The sequence below is a fragment of the Amycolatopsis sp. WAC 04169 genome (assembly GCF_003947535.1).
GTDB lineage: Bacteria > Actinomycetota > Actinomycetes > Mycobacteriales > Pseudonocardiaceae > Amycolatopsis > Amycolatopsis keratiniphila.
In genome coordinates this window covers 433,371-452,585 of record NZ_QHJI01000005.1, presented here as the reverse complement: position 1 = coordinate 452,585, position 19,215 = coordinate 433,371, and the positions used below count along the sequence as shown (strand labels likewise).

18 protein-coding genes and 1 tRNA gene are annotated in these 19,215 nt (G+C 69.2%); 17 read left to right on the top strand and 2 right to left on the bottom strand.

Annotation, left to right across the window (positions count from 1 at the left end; genetic code table 11):
- From DMC61_RS14850 to DMC61_RS14780, 16 genes are all read left to right on the top strand, one after another.
- Positions 1–1,203: a beta-ketoacyl synthase gene (locus tag DMC61_RS14850; protein ID WP_125689766.1), complete on the top strand. Its 1,203-nt coding sequence runs from the start codon at positions 1–3 to the stop codon at positions 1,201–1,203.
- Positions 1,200–2,312 carry a beta-ketoacyl synthase N-terminal-like domain-containing protein gene (locus DMC61_RS14845; RefSeq protein ID WP_125689765.1) on the top strand — a complete coding sequence of 371 codons (1,113 nt, stop codon included), beginning with the start codon at positions 1,200–1,202 and terminating at the stop codon, positions 2,310–2,312. Before DMC61_RS14850 ends, DMC61_RS14845 begins: the two co-directional genes overlap by 4 nt.
- A complete protein-coding gene (locus DMC61_RS14840; protein ID WP_125689764.1) occupies positions 2,290–3,405 on the top strand; it encodes a beta-ketoacyl synthase N-terminal-like domain-containing protein in 1,116 nt (371 codons plus the stop codon). The genes DMC61_RS14845 and DMC61_RS14840 overlap by 23 nt, the downstream gene beginning before the upstream one ends.
- A complete protein-coding gene (locus tag DMC61_RS14835) occupies positions 3,402–4,241 on the top strand; it encodes a beta-ketoacyl synthase N-terminal-like domain-containing protein (protein WP_125689763.1) in 840 nt (279 codons plus the stop codon). Before DMC61_RS14840 ends, DMC61_RS14835 begins: the two co-directional genes overlap by 4 nt.
- Positions 4,238–5,035 carry an alpha/beta fold hydrolase gene (locus DMC61_RS14830; RefSeq protein ID WP_016336892.1) on the top strand — a complete coding sequence of 266 codons (798 nt, stop codon included), beginning with the start codon at positions 4,238–4,240 and terminating at the stop codon, positions 5,033–5,035. The genes DMC61_RS14835 and DMC61_RS14830 overlap by 4 nt, the downstream gene beginning before the upstream one ends.
- A complete protein-coding gene (locus DMC61_RS14825; RefSeq protein ID WP_125689762.1) occupies positions 5,032–5,952 on the top strand; it encodes a thioesterase family protein in 921 nt (306 codons plus the stop codon). Before DMC61_RS14830 ends, DMC61_RS14825 begins: the two co-directional genes overlap by 4 nt.
- On the top strand, positions 5,949–6,581 hold the full coding sequence (locus DMC61_RS14820; RefSeq protein WP_125689761.1) for a 2-hydroxychromene-2-carboxylate isomerase: 633 nt from the start codon (positions 5,949–5,951) through the stop codon (positions 6,579–6,581). The genes DMC61_RS14825 and DMC61_RS14820 overlap by 4 nt, the downstream gene beginning before the upstream one ends.
- Positions 6,578–6,700, top strand: coding sequence for a hypothetical protein (locus DMC61_RS41940; RefSeq protein WP_255355367.1), 123 nt, complete (start codon positions 6,578–6,580; stop codon positions 6,698–6,700). Before DMC61_RS14820 ends, DMC61_RS41940 begins: the two co-directional genes overlap by 4 nt.
- Positions 6,697–7,425 carry a class II aldolase/adducin family protein gene (locus tag DMC61_RS14815; RefSeq protein WP_125689760.1) on the top strand — a complete coding sequence of 243 codons (729 nt, stop codon included), beginning with the start codon at positions 6,697–6,699 and terminating at the stop codon, positions 7,423–7,425. The genes DMC61_RS41940 and DMC61_RS14815 overlap by 4 nt, the downstream gene beginning before the upstream one ends.
- 10 nt (positions 7,426–7,435) lie before the next feature.
- Positions 7,436–10,213 carry a cytochrome P450 gene (locus DMC61_RS14810; RefSeq protein ID WP_125689759.1) on the top strand — a complete coding sequence of 926 codons (2,778 nt, stop codon included), beginning with the start codon at positions 7,436–7,438 and terminating at the stop codon, positions 10,211–10,213.
- Between the two features lie 23 nt (positions 10,214–10,236).
- Entirely contained in the window at positions 10,237–11,907 is a 1,671-nt protein-coding gene (locus DMC61_RS14805) for a (2,3-dihydroxybenzoyl)adenylate synthase (protein ID WP_125689758.1), read from the top strand.
- 210 nt (positions 11,908–12,117) lie between these two features.
- Positions 12,118–13,440, top strand: coding sequence for an acyltransferase (locus tag DMC61_RS14800; RefSeq protein ID WP_125689757.1), 1,323 nt, complete (start codon positions 12,118–12,120; stop codon positions 13,438–13,440).
- A gap of 76 nt (positions 13,441–13,516) precedes the next feature.
- Positions 13,517–15,256 carry a CoA transferase gene (locus DMC61_RS14795; RefSeq protein WP_125689756.1) on the top strand — a complete coding sequence of 580 codons (1,740 nt, stop codon included), beginning with the start codon at positions 13,517–13,519 and terminating at the stop codon, positions 15,254–15,256.
- Positions 15,253–16,470 carry an aminotransferase class V-fold PLP-dependent enzyme gene (locus DMC61_RS14790; protein WP_125689755.1) on the top strand — a complete coding sequence of 406 codons (1,218 nt, stop codon included), beginning with the start codon at positions 15,253–15,255 and terminating at the stop codon, positions 16,468–16,470. The genes DMC61_RS14795 and DMC61_RS14790 overlap by 4 nt, the downstream gene beginning before the upstream one ends.
- Before the next feature lie 26 nt (positions 16,471–16,496).
- Positions 16,497–16,898, top strand: a complete 402-nt coding sequence (locus tag DMC61_RS14785; protein ID WP_125689754.1) for a hypothetical protein — start codon at positions 16,497–16,499, stop codon at positions 16,896–16,898.
- A 5-nt stretch (positions 16,899–16,903) separates the two neighbouring features.
- Entirely contained in the window at positions 16,904–17,218 is a 315-nt protein-coding gene (locus DMC61_RS14780) for an ankyrin repeat domain-containing protein (protein WP_233594823.1), read from the top strand.
- Between the two features lie 36 nt (positions 17,219–17,254).
- On the opposite strand, the gene DMC61_RS14775 is transcribed toward DMC61_RS14780, so the two are convergent.
- Positions 17,255–17,848 (bottom strand): hypothetical protein, encoded by a 594-nt coding sequence (locus DMC61_RS14775; RefSeq protein ID WP_125689752.1) that lies wholly within the window; start codon positions 17,846–17,848, stop codon positions 17,255–17,257.
- A gap of 176 nt (positions 17,849–18,024) precedes the next feature.
- Here DMC61_RS14775 and DMC61_RS14770 point away from each other — a divergent pair, with 176 nt between their 5' ends.
- Entirely contained in the window at positions 18,025–18,645 is a 621-nt protein-coding gene (locus DMC61_RS14770; protein WP_125689751.1) for a DUF6000 family protein, read from the top strand.
- A 180-nt stretch (positions 18,646–18,825) separates the two neighbouring features.
- Here DMC61_RS14770 and DMC61_RS41150 read toward each other — a convergent pair.
- A tRNA-Arg gene (locus DMC61_RS41150) sits at positions 18,826–18,890 on the bottom strand.
- Between the last annotated feature and the right edge of the window lie 325 nt (positions 18,891–19,215).

Below are 19,215 nucleotides of genomic sequence, written 5' to 3'. Positions count from 1 at the left end.
GTGGCCCGCGTCGTCGTTACCGGGGTCGGCCCGGTGTCGAGCATCGGGATCGGGATCGCCGCGTTCGCCGAGGCGCTCCGCACCGGCCGATCCGGGATCTCGCCCATCACCAGCTTCGACCCGGCCGGGTTCCCGCACCGGAACGCGGGCGAGGTCCAGACCTTCGATCCGGGTGCCCAGCTCCGCCGGGTCGACCCGGCGAGCTGGGGCCGGTCCAGCCAGTTCGCGGCCAGTGCCGCGCGGCTGGCGGTGGCCGACGCCCGGCTCGACCTGACGTCGGTGACGCCGGGACGTGCCCACGCGATCATGGGCACCACCAGCGGTGAGTCCGCGGTCGCGGAGGCGCTCACCGAGCAGATCATCGACGGCGGGTTCGCCGCGCAGGACCCGGCCCTGCTGACCCAGCTGCCCGCCAACCGGCTGGCGAACGCGGTCAGCGAGGAGCTGGAGCTCGCCGGGGAGTCGCTGACCATCGCGACCGCCTGCTCGGCGAGCAACTACGCGATCGGCTACGCCTACGACCTGCTGGCCGGCGGCGAGGCCGACCTCGTCTTCGCCGGCGGCGCCGATTCGGTGTGCCGCTGGGCGCACGCCGGGTTCTACCGGCTCGGCGCGCTGGCGAAGGACGCCTGCACCCCGTTCGACAAGGACCGCGCCGGCATCCTCACCGGTGAGGGTGGCGCCGTGCTCGCATTGGAGACCTTGGAGCACGCCACGAAACGGGGCGCCACGATCTACGCGGAACTGCTCGGGTACGGCGTCAACTGCGACGCCATCCACCCGGTCACGCCGGACGCGCCGACGGTCGCGGAATGCATGCGCATCGCGCACCGCAATTCCGGGATCTCACCGTCCGATGTGGACTACATCTGCGCGCACGGCACCGGCACGCAGGTGAACGACCTGGTCGAGAGCAAGGCGGTGCTCGAAGTGTTCGGCGAGCGTCCGCCGCCGATCAGCTCGATCAAGTCGATGCTCGGCCACACCATGGGCGCGGCCTGCGGGTTCGGGGCGATCGCCTCGACCATCGCGATCGACCGCGGTTTCCTGCCGCCCACGGTCAACTGGACCACCGAAGACCCGGAGCTGGGTGTCGACCCGGTGCCGAACGCGGCCAGGGCGGCGAACGTGCGGGTGGTCCAGAACGACGGTTTCGCCTTCGGTGGCAACAACGCCATCGTGATGTTGGGAGCGCCAGAATGAGCGGTGTGGTGGTGACCGGCTGGAGCGCGCTGACCTCCGCGGGCGTCGGCGTGGACGCGCTGGCGAAGCGGCTCGAGCTGGCCGAGGCCGGTCAAGTCCAGAAGGGCCAGGAGATCGGCGATCTCTACGAGGAGCCCTTACCCGCGGCGAATGGGCACTTCCTGCCGAGCTTCAGCCCGCGGGAACATCTGGGACGCAAGGGAACCAGCACCTACGACCGGGCCACCGGGCTCGCCGTGGTGTGCTGCCAGGAGGCGCTGCGCGAGGCCGGGGTCACCCTCGACGACGAGGTCCGGCCGCGGATCGGTGTGGTGCTCGGGACTTCGCTGGGCAGTTTCAAGTCCACCAGCGACTACACCCGCGAGACCCTCGTGCAGGAGAAGCCGTACCTGGTCAACCCGATGCTGTTCCCGAACACGGTGATGAACTGCGCCGCCGGCCAGGTCGCCATCCGCTTCGGCCTGCGCGGGGTGAACACCACCATCGCGGGCGGCACGCTCGGTTTCCTCAACGCCCTGCGCTACGCGGGCAACGCCATCGACCGGGGCCACGTCGACGTCGTGGTCGCCGGCGCGGTGGAGGAGTTCACGCCGCACCGCGCGTGGTCGACGCATCTGACCGGGGCGACCGAGGTCGTCGCCGCCGGTGAAGCGGCCGGGATGTTCGTACTGGCCAAGGAGGACACGCCGGAGTGGGCGGGCACGCGGCAGCGCGCCGGCGTCCTCGCGGTCGCCACCGCGTACGGGCCAGGCGGTGGTGACGCCGCCGAAACCGCGCTCGCCGGATGCGTGCACCGGGTGCTGGCGAAGGCGGGCGCGGATCCGTCCGAAGTGTCCACTGTGTACACGGGCGAGGCCGACGACGGCGACCGGCGTGAATACGGCCCGATCGTCCGGGCACTCGGCCACCGTCCGGAACGGGTCATGGTCAAGAGGCTGTTCGGCGAATGCGACGCGGCCTCCGGCGCGGTGGCGCTGGGTGTCCTGCTCGCCGAAGAGCGCGATGCCCGGCCCGACGGGCTGTGCCTGCTCACCGCGCGGGGCGCGGACGGTGCCGTCGGCGCCGCCATCGTGAGGAGGTACGCCGATGGCGGTCCTGATCGCGGGTAGCGCGGTGCGCACCTGCCTCGGTTCGGGAGCGGAGACGTTCGAGGGCCTGCTTCGCGGCGCCTGCGGCGTCTCACCGCTCCGGTACGGCGATCCGGAGAAGCTGAATGTCGCCTACGGCTACCACGCCGACCTGGCCGACGAGCCGTTCCGCGCGGGACGGCTCCTCGCCGAGTGCCTGAAGGAAGCCGTCACACAGTCCGGTGTGGACACCGCCACCCAGCGGGTCGCCGTCCTCGTCGGCACGGGGCTGCGTGAGCTGTCCGCGGTGGAACGGCTGGCGCTCACCGGGGAGACCGTGCCCGCCGCTCGGCTGGACTTCGCCGACGTCGTGGCCGGGGCACTGCCCGGCGTCACGGACGTGACCACGGTCGTCAACGCGTGCAGCGCGGGCGGCCATGTGCTCGCGCTCGCGCAGGATCTGCTGGAACTGGGCGAATGCGACGCCGTCGTGGTCGCCGCCGCCGACGCGATGACGCGGTCGATGCTCGCCATGGTCGGCCGGGTCGCCGAGGAACCGACCGAGCGGGTGCGCCCGTTCGACCGCGACCGCACCGGCGTGCTCCTCGGCGAGGGCGCGGCGGTGCTCGTCGTCGTGCCCGAGGCATGGGACGGCCCGGCGCTCGGCAAGGTCACCGCGACCGGCCTCTCCTGCGACGCCTACCACGCCACGGCGCCGGACATCGAGGGCATCGCCCGCGCGATGTCCGACGCCTACACGCGTGCGGGCCGCATACCGTCCGATGTGGACCTGGTGGTGGCACACGCGACCGGCACCGCGCTCAACGACCCGGTCGAATGCGACGCGCTGCGCAAGGTCGTCCTCGGTGGCGGCGGGAACCCGTTCGTCACCGCGGTCAAGGGCGCCACGGGGCACACCTCCGGCAGCGCCGCACTGGTCAATGTGGACGTCGCGCTGCGGATCTTCGCCTCCGGCGAGATTCCCGCGGTCACCGGCCTTTCCGAACCGCTCGACGAGGCGACCGGACTGCGCCTGGTCATCGGCGAAGCCGTCGCCGCCCGGCCGGAACTGGTGCAGGTCAACGCGTTCGGCTTCGGCGGGGTCAACGCCGTCACACTGCTGGAGCGGGCATGACCGGCCGCGCGGGGGAGACCCGCCTGCTCCTCACGGGCTGGAGCCTGCACCTGCCGGGGATCGCGGAGTTCGACGGCGCGCCGCCGGAGAAGGCCGCCACCGTCCTCGGGCGGAAAGGCCTGCTGTACAAGGAACCTTCGACCCGGTTGGCGTTGTGCGCGGTCCATCGCGCGCTCGGCTACGAGCCGGGGCAGCGGGCAGGCGGGCCGATCGAAACCGGCACCGCGGTGGTCGCGTGCAGCAACCTCGGCAACGTCGAGACGGTCGCGAAGGTCACGCGCGCGGTCGAGGCGGAGGGCGGCCGGGCGGTGAGCGTGCTCGACGCGCCCAACGTCTCACCGAACGTCGTGGCCAGCACGGTCGCGCTGTGGTTCGGCTTCGGCGGCCCGAACCTGATGCTGTGCTCCGGCAGCACGGCCGGGCACGCCGGCCTGCGGATGGCGAGCCTGCTGCTGCGCTCCGGCCGCGCCACGCGGGTGGTGCTCGTCGGGGCCGAGCCCGAGGACGAGATCGCCTCGATCCTGCACGACGGGCCGCTGCGCGCGGGGAGCGCGTGCGCGATCCTCGAGCCCTGGCGCGAAAACTCCGGGCACGTCGTCGTCGACGTCGCCCCAAGCGAGGCCGTGCGGCGCACGGTCGGCCCCGGTGGCTTCGACGTCAAGGAACGGTGGGGCGACTTCTACGGCGCGCACGGGGTCGTGGAGCTCGCGCTCGCCGCCCACCTCGCCGTCACGGAAGGCGAAGGCCGCGTGGGCATCGGCCCGCGGCGTCCGGACGGCGGGCCGTCGGTTTCGGTCACCGTCACCGAGCAGAGCGATGAGATGGGGTTCCGGTGAACGGTTCGGCGGTGAAGGCGCACACGCTCGCGCCCGGCAGGCCCGGTGCGCCGCTGGTGCTGTTCGCGCACGGGATGGAAGGCCACTGGAAGAGCTGGACGCCGCTGGCAGCGCACCTCGATCAGGGCTACCGGATCGTTTCGCTGGAGCTGCCGTGGAAGGCGGGCAACGACTTCCGCTGGCGCAACCGCTCCTTCGGCAAATGGCTCGGCGACGGGCTGGAGATGGTCGGCGCCACCCCGGACGTCCTCGTGGCGCATTCGTTCGGTGCCAACGCCGCATTGGAGCTGATGTGCGCGCTCGACCCGCGCGTCGGTTCGTCGGTGGCGTTGTTCTGCCCCTTCTACCGCCTGCCCCGCTACGAGGTGACCTGGCGGATGTTCGAACGCTCGCGCGAGACGTTCACCGCCCACGTCGGCGAGGGCGTCCGCGCCCGGCTCGGCAAACGGGCGGCCTCGCTGGACCCCGAGGTCGTCGACGGCATGGTCAAGATCGCGCTGAACCGCGCCGGCCCACTCGGCTTCGCGGCGGTGTTCGACCGCTACGCCGCGAGCGCCGACCTCCAGCTCGGCAACGTCGAGATCCCGACGAAGGTGCTGGTGGGCGGCCTGGACCCGACGCTGCCCGCCGAGTCCGCGCGCGTCCTCGCCGACGGCATGCCGGGCGCGACGCTGCACACGCTCGACCGCGGTGACCACTTCTTCCACGTCCGCTACGCCCGGTACGCCGCGGCCGAGGTGACCGGCCTCGTCGAAGACGTCCGGACCCTTCCGAAGGTAGGTGAACTCCGATGACCGCAGTCCTGCGGCCGAACCGGACCGTCACGCACGGCCGCCCCGCGTTCGAGGGCGCGAACATCCGCACCTGGATCGGTTTCAAGCACTTCATGTACCTGGTCGAGCAGGGTGTCCTGCAGTGGCTGCGCGAACAGGGCAAGAGTGCGCGCGATCTGTTCCTCGAGCACGGTCTCGGCGCGGAGATCGTGGACTGCTCGGTGCAGCTGCCCGCGGTGCTGGAACTCGACGACGAGGTCGAGGTCGAGGTCACGCCCGGGCGCGGCGACAAGCTGAACGTCCAGCTCTCGGTGGTCCGCGGCGGCGAGAAGGTCACCGTGCTGCGCGGCAAGGTCACGGTCGCGCTGGTCCGCGAACGGGCGGCCGACGCGAGGGCCGCCGCTCCCGAGGCACTGGCGCATCTGGAAGTCCCGGCGCTGAAGTCTGCTGCCGCGCGGATCGCGATCCCGGCGGGGGAGACCGCCGAGTCGGTGCTGACCGCGTCGCCGGGCGCGTTCCTGTGGTCGTGGCGTGCCCCGTACTTCTACTGCCACTACTCCGACCGCGTCCAGCACTCCGGCTTCGTCCGGACGCTGGAGGAGGTCGTCGACCGGTACCTGGCCGATCGCGGCATCTCCGTCGGCCGCATGCTGACCGAACGCGCCTGGATCCCGGTCGTCTCCCGCGCCCGCGTGCGACTGCTGGAGGACGCGCGGATGGAGGAGACGGTGCACACCGTCTTCACCGTCACCGACATCCTGCGCGGGGTCATGTTCGACGGCCGCATGGACTGCTATGTCCAACGTGGACAGGAGCTCGTCCCGGTCGCCACCGCCCAGATCCTGCACGGCTACGCCATCGCGGCCGGGCCGGGCGCGGGCGGCATGGCCGAACTGGACGAGGGTGTCGTGCACGCGCTGATCGGGGACCGGACGTGAGCCGGCCCGCCAAGCTGTACTTCTCGCTGCGCAGCCCGTACAGCTGGCTCGCGATCAACAAGCTGCGCGACGAGGTGCCCGGCGCCCTCGAACAGCTGGAGTGCTACCCGTACTGGGATCCGGACACGGTGACCGGCGCCGGCCTCGACGAGCGAGGCGGCGAGTTCCACTACGTGCAGATGAGCCGCGCGAAGCATCTGTACATGCTGATGGACACCAAACGGATCGCCGAGGCGCAGGGCCGCAAGATGGCCTGGCCGATCGACATCGAGCCGTGGTGGGAGCTGCCGCATCTGGCCTGGCTGCGGGCACGTCGCGAGGGTGTCGAGTGGCCGTTCTACGACGCGCTGAACGAGGCGCGCTGGGGCCGCGGCGACAACATCTGCGAGCCCGGCGTCGTGCGGGCGGCGGCCGAGCAGGCCGGGCTCGATCCGGAGCTGGCCGTCGGCGCGGTCGAAGACCCGGAGATCCGCGCCGAGGGCGTCGACTGCCTCTACCAGGCCTATCTCGACGACATCTTCGGCATCCCCTACTTCAAATGGGGCCGCCACCGCTACTGGGGATTCGACCGGCTGGACGGCTTCCTCGGGGTCTGGCGGCCGACGGTGCGAGAGGAGCGAGCGGCATGAGCGAGGACCAGGAAGCCACGGTCACCGAACTGCCCACCGATCAGTGGTACGGCGTGCCGTCCGAACTGCTGGACGAGGGCGCCGCCTACGACTGGGACAGCCCGGGCGGCTGCGGATGAGGACCGTCGAAGAGGAGCGGCTCTACCGCAAACAACGGCTGGCGGCGACCATGCGGCTGTTCGCGGTACGCGGTTTCGACGAGGGCGCGGGCGGCCACGTGACCGCCCGCGACCCCGGCGACCCGGACCGGTTCTGGATCAACCCGTTCGGTGTCCACTTCGGACACGTGCGGGTCAGCGACCTGCTGCTGGTCGACGGCCGGGGTGAGATCGTCGAGGGCGACGGACGGATCAACCCGGCCGGGTTCGTCATCCATTCGCACGTCCACGCCGCGCGGCCCGACGTCGTCGCGGTCGCGCACGCGCATTCCACCTACGGGCGCGCGTGGGCGGCGCTCGGCCGCAAACTCGACCCGATCACCCAGGACGCGTGCGCGTTCTACGAGGACCACGAGGTCTTCGACGAATTCGGCGGCGTGGTGCTGGATTCCGACGAGGGCAAGCGGATCGCGGTCCGGCTCGGCACGGGCAAGGCGGTGATCCTGCGCAACCACGGGCTGCTCACGGTCGGCGGCACGGTGCAGGAGGCGGCCTGGTGGTTCACCACCATGGACAGCTCGTGTCACGTGCAGTTGCTCGCTGAGGCGGCCGGGAACCCGGTGAAGATCGAGCCCGAGGTCGCGCGGCACACCGCGACGACCATCGGGACACCGGGGATGGGTCGGCTCAATTTCCGGCCGTTGTACGCCGATCTGGTGCGCCGCCAACCGGATTTGTTGGACTGAGGGGAAGGTCATGCCGGCTCTACTGAACGACTACATCGCCGAGGGCGGTGCCGGGACCGCGATGCGCGGCGAGGCGGGCGCGGTCGGGTGGCGCCTGCTGGGGGAGCGGGTGAACCGCTGGATCGCCCTGCTGCGGGACCGCGGGCTCGGCGAGGGAGACCGGCTGGCCTGTGTGCTCGGCAATCGCCGCGAGACCTTCGAGGTCCTGCTGGCGTGCCTGCATTCCGGGATCACCGTGGTGCCGGTCAACTGGCATCTCACTGATCCCGAGATCGCCTACATAGTCTCGGATTCCGGCAGCAAGGCCCTGGTCGTCGAACCTTCGTACGCCGAAACGGCGGGCCGCGCGGTGGCCCGGTCCACCGGGGAATGCACGACGCTGCTGGTCACCGGCTCCGCGGCCGAGTCCGGGTTCGAAGCGGTGGAACCGTTGCTGGCCCTGATGTCCGCGGCCGAGCCGGAAGGACAGACCTGCGGTGCCACGATGTTGTACACGTCGGGGACCACCGGGGCGCCGAAAGGCGTGGTGAACGGCCTTTTCGTGGTCGGCGCGCCGTTCTCCAGGGTGGCGAAGCTGACGCGGTACGCGCACGTCGTCCTCGACGTCCCGTCACGCGAACGGTGCCTGCTCGACGGACCCTGGTACCACTCGTCCCAGCTGTTCTTCTCGCTGCTCGGGCTCCTGCTGGGTTCGACGCTGGTGATCCGCCGGTCCTTCGATCCCGAGTCCACTTTGGACATCATCGACCGGGAACGGATCACCGCCGCGCATCTGGTGCCGACCCAGTTCATCCGGCTGCTGCGGCTGCCGGCCGAGGTCCGTGAGCGGTTCTCGGGGGCGAGCCTCGGGCGCGTGTGGCACGGCGGCGGGCCGTGCTCGCCGGACGTCAAACGCCGGATGATCGACTGGTGGGGCCCCGTTCTGACGGAGTACTACGGCGCCACGGAGGGCGGCGCCGTCACGCTCACCGGCTCGCGGGACTGGCTCGCGCACCCCGGCAGCGTCGGCAAGGCCGTGCCGCCGAACGAGATCGTGATCCTCGGCGAGGACGGCACTCCGCAACCGCCGGGCGCCACCGGGCAGGTGTTCGTCCGCCGGGTCAAGGGACAGAGCTTCTCGTATCACAACGCGCCCGAGAAGACGCGGTCCGCGCATCTGGAGCCGGGCACCTTCACCTTCGGCGACGTCGGCCACCTCGACGAGGACGGTTTCCTCTATCTCACCGGGCGCGCGCAGGACATGATCGTCTCCGGCGGCGTGAACGTCTACCCGGCCGAGATCGAGGCCGTGCTGATCAACCATCCCGCGGTCCAGGACGTCGCGGTCATCGGCATCCCCGACGACGAGTTCGGTGAGCGCGTCGCGGCCGTCGTCGAGGTCACCGCCGACGCGCCCGAAGACCTGTTCGCCGTGCTGGACCCGTTCTGCCGCAAGTCGTTGGCGGGGTTCAAGACACCGAGGTCGTACCACGTCATCCCGCGGCTGCCCCGTGAGGCGACTGGCAAGCTCCGCAAGGACGTACTGCGCAAGAGCTTCGCGGCGATCGGGATCGAGCGGCCCGACATCGCGCACCCCGCTACGTTCGCCGACGGCGTGCCGCACGCGGAGTTCGCCCGCCGCCGGGAGACCGAGCCGGTGGCGTGGACTCCGGAACCGTTGCTGACCAGGCATTCCAGCGCCGGCAGCACCACCCAGCGCGGTTCCGGCTACTGGGCGGTGACACGCTACGACGACGTCTACTCGGTGTCGCGGCGCCCGGAGGAATTCTCGTCGGCGGCCAAGGGCGCCTTCCTCCCCGACCCGCGCACCCCGGGCGATCTCAAGCAGACCCGGCAACTGCTGGTCAGCATGGACGGCCCCGAGCACGTCCGGATCCGCCGTCTCGTCGCGACGGTGTTCACCCCCAAGTCGGTCCGCGGGCTGAGCGACAGCATCGCCGGGCACGCCCGGCGGCTGGTGGAGAAGGTCACCGACGGCGCGGAATTCGACGCCGTCGCCGACTTCGCCGCCGAGCTGCCGCTTCTGGTCCTCTGCGACCTGCTCGGATTCCCGCCGGAGGACCGGCACCTGCTCTACCGCTGGAGCAACGCGCTGGTCGGTTTCGACGATCCGGAGTTCGGTGGCGGAGATGTCGAGGCCTACCGCCGGACGTTCGCGGAGGCGTTCGCCTACGCGATGAAGCTCGGCCTGAACCGGCGCGAAACCCCGACCGACGATCTGATCAGCCGCCTGGTCAACGCCGAGGTCGACGGGAAACACCTGTCGGACCGGGAGTTCTGCAGCTTCTGGCTGTTGCTGGTGGTCGCGGGCAACGAAACCACCCGTCACCTGATCTCCGGTTCGCTGGAAGCACTGGTGAACAACCCGGCCGAACGCGACCGGCTGGTGTCCGGCGAGGTACCGGTGGCCACCGCGGTCGACGAGCTGATCCGCTGGGTCACGCCGATCATGCAGTTCCGCCGCACCGCCGTGCGGGACACCGAGATCGCCGGGCAGCCGGTGGCCGAGGGCGACAAGGTCGTCGTCTACTACACCTCGGCCAACCGCGATCCGGCCGTGTTCACCGACCCGGACCGCCTCGACCTCGGCCGCGACCCCAACCCGCATCTGTCCTTCGGGATCGGCCCGCATTTCTGTCTCGGCGCGCATCTGGCCCGGCTGGAGATGGCGACGCTGCTGACCGAACTGCTGCCGCATCTGCCCCGCCTGCGCCTGACCGGGCCGGTGACCCGGCTCGAGTCGAACTTCGTCAACGGCGCCAAATCCATGCCCGCCCGCTTCGGATGAGTCCACGAGAAAGGGAGGCCGTCGTGCCCTCGAAACCTGTCCAGCCGAGCCGCGCGGGGACGGTCCCCTGGCCCGCCGACCTCGTCGAGCGTTACGTCGCCGAAGGGCACTGGAAGGGCCAGGCGCTCGCCTCGCGCTTCGTGGCCGCCGCCGACGCGACCCCGGACGCCGAGGCACTGACCGACGGCGACTTCCGGCTGACGTATGCCGAACTCCTGTCCCGTGTGGACGGTGCCGCCCAGCGGCTGCGGGCGCTCGGACTCCGGCCCGACGACCGGCTCCTGGTCCAGCTGCCCAACGGCTGGGAGTTCGTGGTGCTGACGCTGGCGTGCTTCCGGCTCGGTGTCATCCCGGTGATGGCGCTGATCCAGCATCGCAGGCACGAACTGTCCTACCTCGCCGAGCTGTCCGAGGCGCGCGCGATCGCCGTGCCGGACCGGGTGAAGGACTTCGACCACCAGGAGCTGGCGGCCGGGATCGCCGCCGGGGCCGAGACCATCGAGCACGTCATCGTCGCCGGTGACGTCCGCGACGGGCACGTCGACCTGCGTGCGCTGTGCGCCCCGGCTTCGGATCCGGCCGCGGCGCGCGCCGAACTGGACGCGCTGACGCCCGACCCGCGATCGGTCGCGCTGCTGATCCTTTCCGGCGGCACCACGGGGCTGCCGAAGCTCATCGCACGCACCCACGACGACTACGCCTGCTATGTCGACGGATCCGCCGACGCGTTCGGTTTCGACGCGTCGTCGGTTTATCTCGCCGTGCTGCCGTTCGGGCACAACTACCCGCTGAGCGCGATCCTCGGAGTGCTGTGGGCAGGCGGGCGCGTGGTCGTCTCGCCGTCGCCGTCCCCGCGGGACTCGCTGGGTGCGATCGAAGCCGAACGCGCGACCGTGACGTCGGTGGTGCCGGCGATCGTGGTGCGCTGGCTCGAATACCGCGAGGCCGACAAGCACCACGACCTGTCGTCGTTCAAGGTGCTGACGCTGGGCGCCGCGCGGCTGCAGGATCAGCTGGTCCGCCAGATCAGCACGGTGTTCGGCTGCACGCTGCAGCAGGGTTACGGGATGGCGGAGGGGCTGACCAACCTCACCCGGCTGGACGATCCGTTCGACATCACCTGCGACACCCAGGGCCGCCCGATCAACCCCGCCGACGAACTGCGCGTCGTCGACCCTGACGGGAACCCGGTCCCGCCGGACGAACAGGGCGAGCTGATCACCCGCGGCCCGTACACGATCCGCGGCTACTACCGCGCGCCCGAACACAACGAGCGCGCCTTCACCCCAGACGGCTGGTACCGCACCGGCGATGTCGTGCGGCTGCGGCCCGACGGCTACGTCGTCGTCGAAGGCCGCACCAAGGACGTGATCAACCGCGGCGGCGAGAAGATCGCGGCCGAGGAGGTCGAATCCTTCGCCTACCAGCTCGATTCGGTGGAGATGGCGGCCTCGGTCGCGATGCCGGACCCGGTGCTCGGTGAGCGCGGCTGCCTCTACGTGGTGCCGACGCCCGGCACCTCCGTCGCCCTGCAGGACGTCATCGACGTCATGGAGACGGCGGGGGTCGCCCGGTTCAAACTCCCCGAACGGCTGGTGATCGTCGACGCGATGCCGCGCACCCCGATCGGCAAGATCGACAAGAAGGTGCTGCGGGCGGACATCGCGCGACTGCTCGAAGAAGAAGCCGCCTGACACCCGCTCGTGAGTGGTAAGGACGGTTCTAACCGTCCTTACCACTCACGACCTTTTTACGTCGCGCATTCTCGCAGAATGGAATAAGACGAGCCCGTCCCCACAATGCGAAGCTTGCAGTGCAGCCGGTTTCCGGCCCGGGTTCCGCCGCGTGACGTGGAAATGCTCGAACGCGGTTCACCCCCATCGCTTTGGGAGAAAGGACGCACAATGAGCGTTACCGCAACGCGGCAAGGCGGGCCGCCCGCAGCCGCGGAAAAGCCGGCCAAACAACGCTATCTGGCCGTCGACGGCCTGCGCGGGGTCTGCGCGCTGGCCCTGCTCTTCACGCATGTCGCGATGATCGCGGGGGTGCTGGGCACCAAGGAACTCGGCGGCACGATCGCATCGACCAGCGCCGTCGGCGGGTTCTTCACCGGCGGCCTCCAGATCTTCGCGGGCGTTTTCTTCGTGCTCACCGGCATGTTCGTCTACCAGGGGTTCGCGAAGTCGGTCATCAACGGAACCCCGCGCAAACGCGAAGGCACGGTCATCCGCCGTGTGCTGCGCCTGCTCCCCGCGTACTACGCGATGTACTTCGTGGTCCTCATCGCGCTGAACCTCCAGCAGATCGACAGCGTGTGGGACGTCTTCCGGCCGTTGGCGCTGCTGCACATCTACGACTGGGACGGCTGGAGCAACGGCATGGAGATCACCTGGACCGTGCCGGACATGGCACAGTTCTATCTCCTGCTGCCGCTGCTGGCCTGGGCGACCTTCAAGTTCGCCTCCCGCGGCAAGACCGCCCGGGCGCGGGCGTACCGGATGATGCTCCCCGTGCCGCTGCTGTTCGCCGCCGGTATCGCCTGGCTGCTGTACTCGCAGATTAACGGTCTCGGCACCCGCGCGCTGTTCTGGTACCCGATGGGCCTGATGCCGGAGGTCGCGATCGGCATGGTCATCGCGATCTGGCTGGAACTGCAGAAGGCCTCGCCGAACGAGGCACCCAAGCTGCTCACCTTCGCCGGCCGCCACCGCGTCCTGTTCCTGGGTATCGCGCTCACCTGCCTGCTGATCAACTGTGCCCGTCCCGGCAGTGAAATCGGCATGGACGATTACTACAGTCTCACCGCACTAGGGATCTTCTACGGTCTACTTGCCATTCTTTCGGCGAGCCTGTTGCTTTCGATGGTCGCACCCGGCCCCGAGTCGCGCGTGATCCGCGCGGTGTTCACCAACCGGGTGATCCTGTTCGTCGGCAAGATCTCCTACGGCGTCTACCTGTGGCAGTTCGCGGTGATGCACTTCTACCTGCAGAAGCCGAACGCCTACTTCAACGGGGAACCGATGCCGTTGATGCTGATCCGCGCCGGTACCGGCTTCTGGGAACTGCAGCTGGTCACCCTGGTCGGCACGATCATCCTGTCGACGATCTCGTACTACGTGCTGGAACGTCCGTTGATGAACTGGGGCGAGCGGGTCATCAAGCGCCGTGCCGCCCGCAAGGCCGCTGCCGCGCTGCCGCGGCAGCGTGAGGAATCGGTTCCGGTCTAGTCCCTTGCTCCTCGATCCGCCGGCCTGGTGTCCGCCACAAGCGGACGCCAGGCCGTTCCAGCATGGAGGTTCGCCCGTGTCGTTTTCCGCGCCCTTGAAGGGTTTCCACGCCCAGCTCCCCGGATCCGGCCCGGTCGTCGAGACGGTTCTCGACCGGCTGCGGATGCTGGATGCCGACGTCGGTGGCGGGCCACCCGGTCTATTCGGCCTGAGCGGGCCGGGCGTCTCGGTCGAGGCTTGTCCGCGCGAGCCGTTCCCGGAGAACCTCGTGCAGGCCGATTGCGGGATCATGGCGCTGCACGGTCGTTCCGAGGCGCAGCCGCGGCCACTGGGTGTCGACTATGTTTCGATCCTCACCGGGATCGCCACCGTCCAGGGCATGCTGGCCGCGACGTTGGCTCAACTGCGCGGAAATCCCGTGTCCCGTATCGAGCTCGACGCGGACGGCGTCGCGTTGCTCGCCGTCGGGCAGTACATCGCCGCGGCCACCGCGGACGAGGATCCCGAGGGCTACGAAGACCTGCCGTCGACGGCGCGGCCGCCGTTCGTCTCGGCCGATGGGATCGCGTTCGAGGTCGAGTCCTTCAGCGGTGAGGCCTGGCAGGGATTCTGGTCCTCGCTGGGGGCGCCGGAGCGTGCGATCGCGCGTGGCTGGCGGCCGTTCCTCCTCCGGTACGAGCGCGCGTCGGCGGTGCTTCCGCGCGAGCTGCACGAGGCGATCGAGTCCACGTCGTTCGAGGAGATCCGCGCGATCGCCGTGTCGACCGGGATGCATGTCTGTCCTGTTCGGACAGTGTCGGAACGGCGCGCCGACCCGGACGCGGGCTTGCCCCCATGGACACTTCGCGCCGGGCGGGCGTCGGCGCCCGGACCCGGCGCCGACGCCGGTCTGCCGCTCGCCGGGATCCACGTCGTCGAGTCGACCCGCCGCGTGCAGGGCCCGCTGGCGACCCGGTTGCTGTCGTTGCTCGGCGCCACCGTCACCCGGATCGAACCGCCGGGCGGCGATCCGTTGCGGGGTATGCCGCCGATGGCGGGCGACTGCTCGGCGAAGTTCCGCGTGCTCAACGACGGCAAGCGGATCGCCGAGATCGACTTCAAATCGGCGGCGGGCCGCGACGAGGTCATGGACCTGATCCGCGACGCCGACGTGTTCCTGCACAACTGGGCACCGGGCAAGGACGTCGAACTCGGTCTGGACGCGGCGGCGATGCACGCGGTGAACCCCGGGCTGGTCTACGCGGCCGCGTGCGGCTGGGGCGACGCGCTGGGGACGCGGCCGCCAGCCGGTACGGACTACATGGTCCAGGCCTACTCCGGGGTGGCCGACGCGCTGACGCCCGCAGGCGAACCGCCGCGCCCGACGTTGATGATCATGGTGGACATCGCGGGCGGATTCGTTTCGGCGGAAGGGATCCTGGCCGCGCTGGTGGCCCGTCAGCGCACCGGCCGGGGCGGCTCGGTCACGACGTCGCTGCTCGCGGCGGCCGACGCCCTCCTGCGCGAGCCGTCACCCGCCGCCGTCGACGGTGTCTTCGCCGCGGCCGACGGGCTCCTCGCGATCGTGACCGAAGACGTCGAAGCCCTGTGCTCGAAGCTGGACATCCCCGTGCCGCCACCGGAAGAACTGGCGGACGCGATCACCAAGGCGCTGGGCACGCGGCCGGTGGGGGACTGGGAAGGCAGGCTGGGCTCGATCGCGGTGCCGGTCCGGCGGGATCTGGGCAGCCTCGTCTCGCGCCATCCCACGCGGTTCGAACGGAACGGCTGCGCGATCGCCGTTTCGCCGTGGATCTTCGGAGGAGCTTCGTCATGAGTGGGAACACACTGGGTGTGCTGGGCTCCGACGTCAAGGTGGGGCTTGCCGACGGGACGAAGATCGCCTACGCCAACCTGGACTACGCGGCCAGCGCGCCCTGCCTGCGCGAAGTGGCAGACGTCGTGGGAGAACTGCTCCCGCTCTACGCGAGCGTGCACCGGGGCGCGGGCGCGCTTTCCCAGCTGTGCACGGCAAAGTACGAACTCGCCCGGGCGTCCGTCGCCACGTTCCTCGGCTGCCGCGCCGACGACGTGGTCGTGTTCACCCGCAACACCACCGACGCGCTGAACCTGCTGGCCCACGCCGTTCCGCCGGACACCGTGGTCGTCACGTTCGAAGGCGAGCATCACGCGAACCTCCTGCCATGGAACGAAGTCGTCCGGCTCCCGGCACCCGCTTCACCGGCGAGCGCGGTTTCCGCCGTCGAGACCGCCCTCGCCGCGCAGACCGCCGGACATCCGATCCTGCTGGCCGTCACCGGCGCGTCCAACGTGACCGGCGAGGTCTGGCCGCTCGCCGAACTGGCCGCCACCGCCCACCGCTTCGGCGCCCGCATCGCGGTCGACGCCGCCCAGCTCGCGCCGCACCGGCGGATCGACGTCGCCGCACTCGGCCTCGACTACGTGGCCTTCTCCGGCCACAAGCTGTACGCCCCCTTCGGCGTCGGCGTACTCGCGGGCCGCGCCGACTGGCTGGACCGCGCGCGGCCGTACCTCGCGGGCGGCGGGGCCACCGCCCACGTCGGGGACAGACCCGGCGACGTCGACTGGGCGACCGGCGCCGCACGACACGAGGCAGGCTCCCCGAACGTCATCGGCGCGGTGGCACTGGCGGCCGCGTGCGATGCCCTCGCCGCGGCGGACCTGGCCGCGCTCCGAGCCGACGAAGACGCACTCACGACCCATCTGCACGACGGCCTGGCGGAGATCCCCGCGGTCCGGATCCTGGGCCGCGGCTGGCCGGACAGGCTGGGAATCGTGTCGTTCACCGTCGACGGCGTCGAGACCCGCACCGTGTCCACCCGGCTGGCCGAGGAATTCGGCATCGGCGTGCGCGACGGCCTGTTCTGCGCCCACCCGTTCACCCGGCGGCTGCTGGACCAGGCGGGCGCGACCGCGCCGACGGCGGTGCGGGCGAGTATCGGCATCGGCACGACGTCCGAGCACATCGACCGTCTGATCGCCGGCGTCCGGGTCATCGCCGGTTCCTGAGCGCCGGACTCGATAGGGTACGCGTCGTGATCGAGGCGAGAGAAGTGGCCGAGGCTCTCTCTGTTCATGGGGTCATCGGCTGGTATCGCATCGCCGTGGGTCGAAGTGTCCTGAGTGGTCTCGTTATCCCGCCGATGATCGTGTGGCGCTATCTTGAGCCGTCCGCGGCCGTTCGGAGAGGTATTTCCGAATGTGTGGAACGATTTTCCGGCGCGCTGGAGTGGGTATTCGATTGCGAATATCGAAACTGGACACTGATGCCGGCCAAGGTTCGTGACGCCTACGCGAAGGCTGATCCGACGTATGTCAACGTTTTGGCGGATCTGGCCGCCTCCGACCAGGATTTCTGCTTAGCGGCCAATGTCGAGCTTGTCTCTTTGCTGGACTCGATAAAAGATATCGAGTCCGATTCAGGACACTGGATGTGAACGATATGAGCCCTGCTCACCGAGCGGTCGAGATGTGCGACCTTCCGCTGCTTCGTGAACTCCTCGACGGCGGCGCCGACATCAACGAAGAGCATGGCGGCCTCACGTTGCTGCACCATGCCATCGACGTCGAGATCGACAGTCATACGCAGACGGGCGAGCCGCTGCACGTGGACGTCACGGCTTACTTGCTGGCGCGAGGAGCGGACCCGAAGCGTCGTTCCGATGGCGGTTGTGGCGTCAGCGCTGAGCACTTGGCCTTCGTAAGCCGTCACTGGCTGGCGGCGGCCCTCTTCGAGGCGTGGGCGTCCAGGCCCTGAAGCTCGAGTGCAGCTGATAGTGGATGCCGCACCCCGTCAATGCGTGTCGTGGGCCCGCTGCCGCCGTTCTCGGATGGTTCGCTCGAGTGTGGTGACGTCGGTGAGCCAGTCCGGGGCGTGTGGTTCGGTCGCTGTCGAAGTGTGGCCGCTGGCGTATTCTGGTGCGCGCCAGAATTGGATGAGGAACTTTTCGATGCCGCGGATGGGTTGGTCGCCGGCGGTCGTCGCGGCGTGGTCGATCATGCGTCTGGTGCGGTCTCGGTCGGTGGTGTGAGCGCGTACGTGATACGAGCCTGGTGTCTCCAGGTCGAAGGTGCCGAAGATTTCTTCGCGTGCGGGATTCAGGATGTTGAGGGTGCCGCTGGAGAAGTGGCACCGCCGCTGCTGGTGGACTTCCCAGCCGGGCCCGGGAGAAGGCGGCGTGGTGGTCCACCGCTGAAGCAGCGCTTCGGGGACGTGCCATTCCCCCGAAGCGCTGCAGACAGCGATCTGGTTGTGGGTGGTGAGCAGCCAGTCGTCAGCCTCCTCGAAGGCCGGGAAAGCCGGCGGGTCGATGTCTTCGTCTTCGATGAGGAAGTGCCCTTCGACGATCCTGACCTGGATGGTGGCCTGAGCGATCGGCTGGCTCATAAGCTCAATCTATGATGTCGACGTAGGAGCTGTCCGTCGCATTGTTCGTCAAAGCGTCCGGAGTGAAGTGGAGAAGCCAAGAACAAGTGCGGTCAAACTCGGCGACATGATCAACTGAAGTACCGGCGTCCCGGAAAACGGTGGCATAACTCCGGCATCACCGGCACGATGCAGCCATGTACCGTCCCGATGACACCGCCGCGCTGACGGAACTGATCTCGCGGTACGTGACACCGGGACGGCGTTACCTTCGACTTGGTGGAGGACTGCTACGACCCGAGATCGCCGACCGAGTCGCGTTCCTGCGGGAGCTGTCGGAGGCTGCCTCGCGCGTCACCGACTCGGAACTCGAGGTATTGCTGGACAAGGGCGGGTGGCGCGAGCGCAAGACCGCCGCATGGTTCATAGCGGTAAACGGCCGGATCCGGTTTCGCGACACACTCGGTGCTCTTCTCCTCGCCAGCGAAAGCCCTAACGCCGGCCGGGCGTACTGCGTCGCCCTGACCTGCCTCGGCACCGAAGCCGACGCGGCCTACCTCATCGCCTACCTCGACCGGTATCTGCTGCGTCCGGACTTCGACTACGACCAGAGCGAAGCACTGGGCGCGCTCTTGTGCCTTGACGAGGCACTCGGAACCGACCACGCCACACGCTTCATCGAACCCCGCGGCCTCTGGTGGCAATTCTGCGCCGACGTCCCCGCGGGAGTCGTCGTACCTTCACCGCGACACGCACAGCGGTTCATCGACCAGATGTGTGCACTCGCCACGGAAAGTGCTCGCTCCGGATCACCTTGAGGCCACAACGCCCGCCTCGACCCCTGCCGCAGTGGAAGTGAACATCGGCACTTGCCGACGAGCGTGTCGCTGAGCTGCGGCGGCGCACGTGAAGCTGGCTAAATGCGCGAGACAACCATTAGCGAGTTCATGTCATGAACGACGTAGGTCGACAGCTGAAAACGCCGTCCAACTGTGTGCCCTCGGCAGGATTCGAACCTGCGACACCTGCCTCCGGAGGGCCGTTAAGTGCCTTAACTATGGCCTCTACCAGCGACTATAGTATCACTTGGAACCGCAGAGGCCTCAGAGATCCCACCAGATCACTCTGGTTCATGTCATGATCCATGTCATGAAAACTCGGCTTGATTAGCTCGCGGAAATCACTCAAGCGGGGGAGGGGTCGGGATTTCCTTGGCAGGCGGACGCTCAGCTCTTTCGGAAGCTGGTGGCATGGCACTGCCTGGAGGTAACCTCGCGTTGGACAGTTGGACATGCGGCTAACTCCCTGTCTGGTGGCGACTGTCGGTCACGTGCTCTCGTGCCGATGAATGCACGCTCGGCTTACCGTCGGCAGTTCCGTGACGACCA

Excerpts from the sequence above, each read along its gene's own strand:
- DMC61_RS14845 (WP_125689765.1), top strand. The coding sequence starts at position 1,200 with ATGAGCGGTGTGGTGGTGACCGGCTGGAGCGCGCTGACCTCCGCGGGC.
- DMC61_RS14840 (WP_125689764.1), top strand. The coding sequence starts at position 2,290 with ATGGCGGTCCTGATCGCGGGTAGCGCGGTGCGCACCTGCCTCGGTTCG.
- DMC61_RS14835 (WP_125689763.1), top strand. The coding sequence starts at position 3,402 with ATGACCGGCCGCGCGGGGGAGACCCGCCTGCTCCTCACGGGCTGGAGC.
- DMC61_RS14825 (WP_125689762.1), top strand. The coding sequence starts at position 5,032 with ATGACCGCAGTCCTGCGGCCGAACCGGACCGTCACGCACGGCCGCCCC.
- DMC61_RS41940 (WP_255355367.1), top strand. The coding sequence starts at position 6,578 with ATGAGCGAGGACCAGGAAGCCACGGTCACCGAACTGCCCACCGATCAG.
- DMC61_RS14815 (WP_125689760.1), top strand. The coding sequence starts at position 6,697 with ATGAGGACCGTCGAAGAGGAGCGGCTCTACCGCAAACAACGGCTGGCG.
- DMC61_RS14810 (WP_125689759.1), top strand. The coding sequence starts at position 7,436 with ATGCCGGCTCTACTGAACGACTACATCGCCGAGGGCGGTGCCGGGACC.
- DMC61_RS14800 (WP_125689757.1), top strand. The coding sequence starts at position 12,118 with ATGAGCGTTACCGCAACGCGGCAAGGCGGGCCGCCCGCAGCCGCGGAA.
- DMC61_RS14790 (WP_125689755.1), top strand. The coding sequence starts at position 15,253 with ATGAGTGGGAACACACTGGGTGTGCTGGGCTCCGACGTCAAGGTGGGG.
- DMC61_RS14780 (WP_233594823.1), top strand. The coding sequence starts at position 16,904 with ATGAGCCCTGCTCACCGAGCGGTCGAGATGTGCGACCTTCCGCTGCTT.
- DMC61_RS14775 (WP_125689752.1), bottom strand. The coding sequence starts at position 17,848 with ATGAGCCAGCCGATCGCTCAGGCCACCATCCAGGTCAGGATCGTCGAA.
- DMC61_RS14770 (WP_125689751.1), top strand. The coding sequence starts at position 18,025 with ATGTACCGTCCCGATGACACCGCCGCGCTGACGGAACTGATCTCGCGG.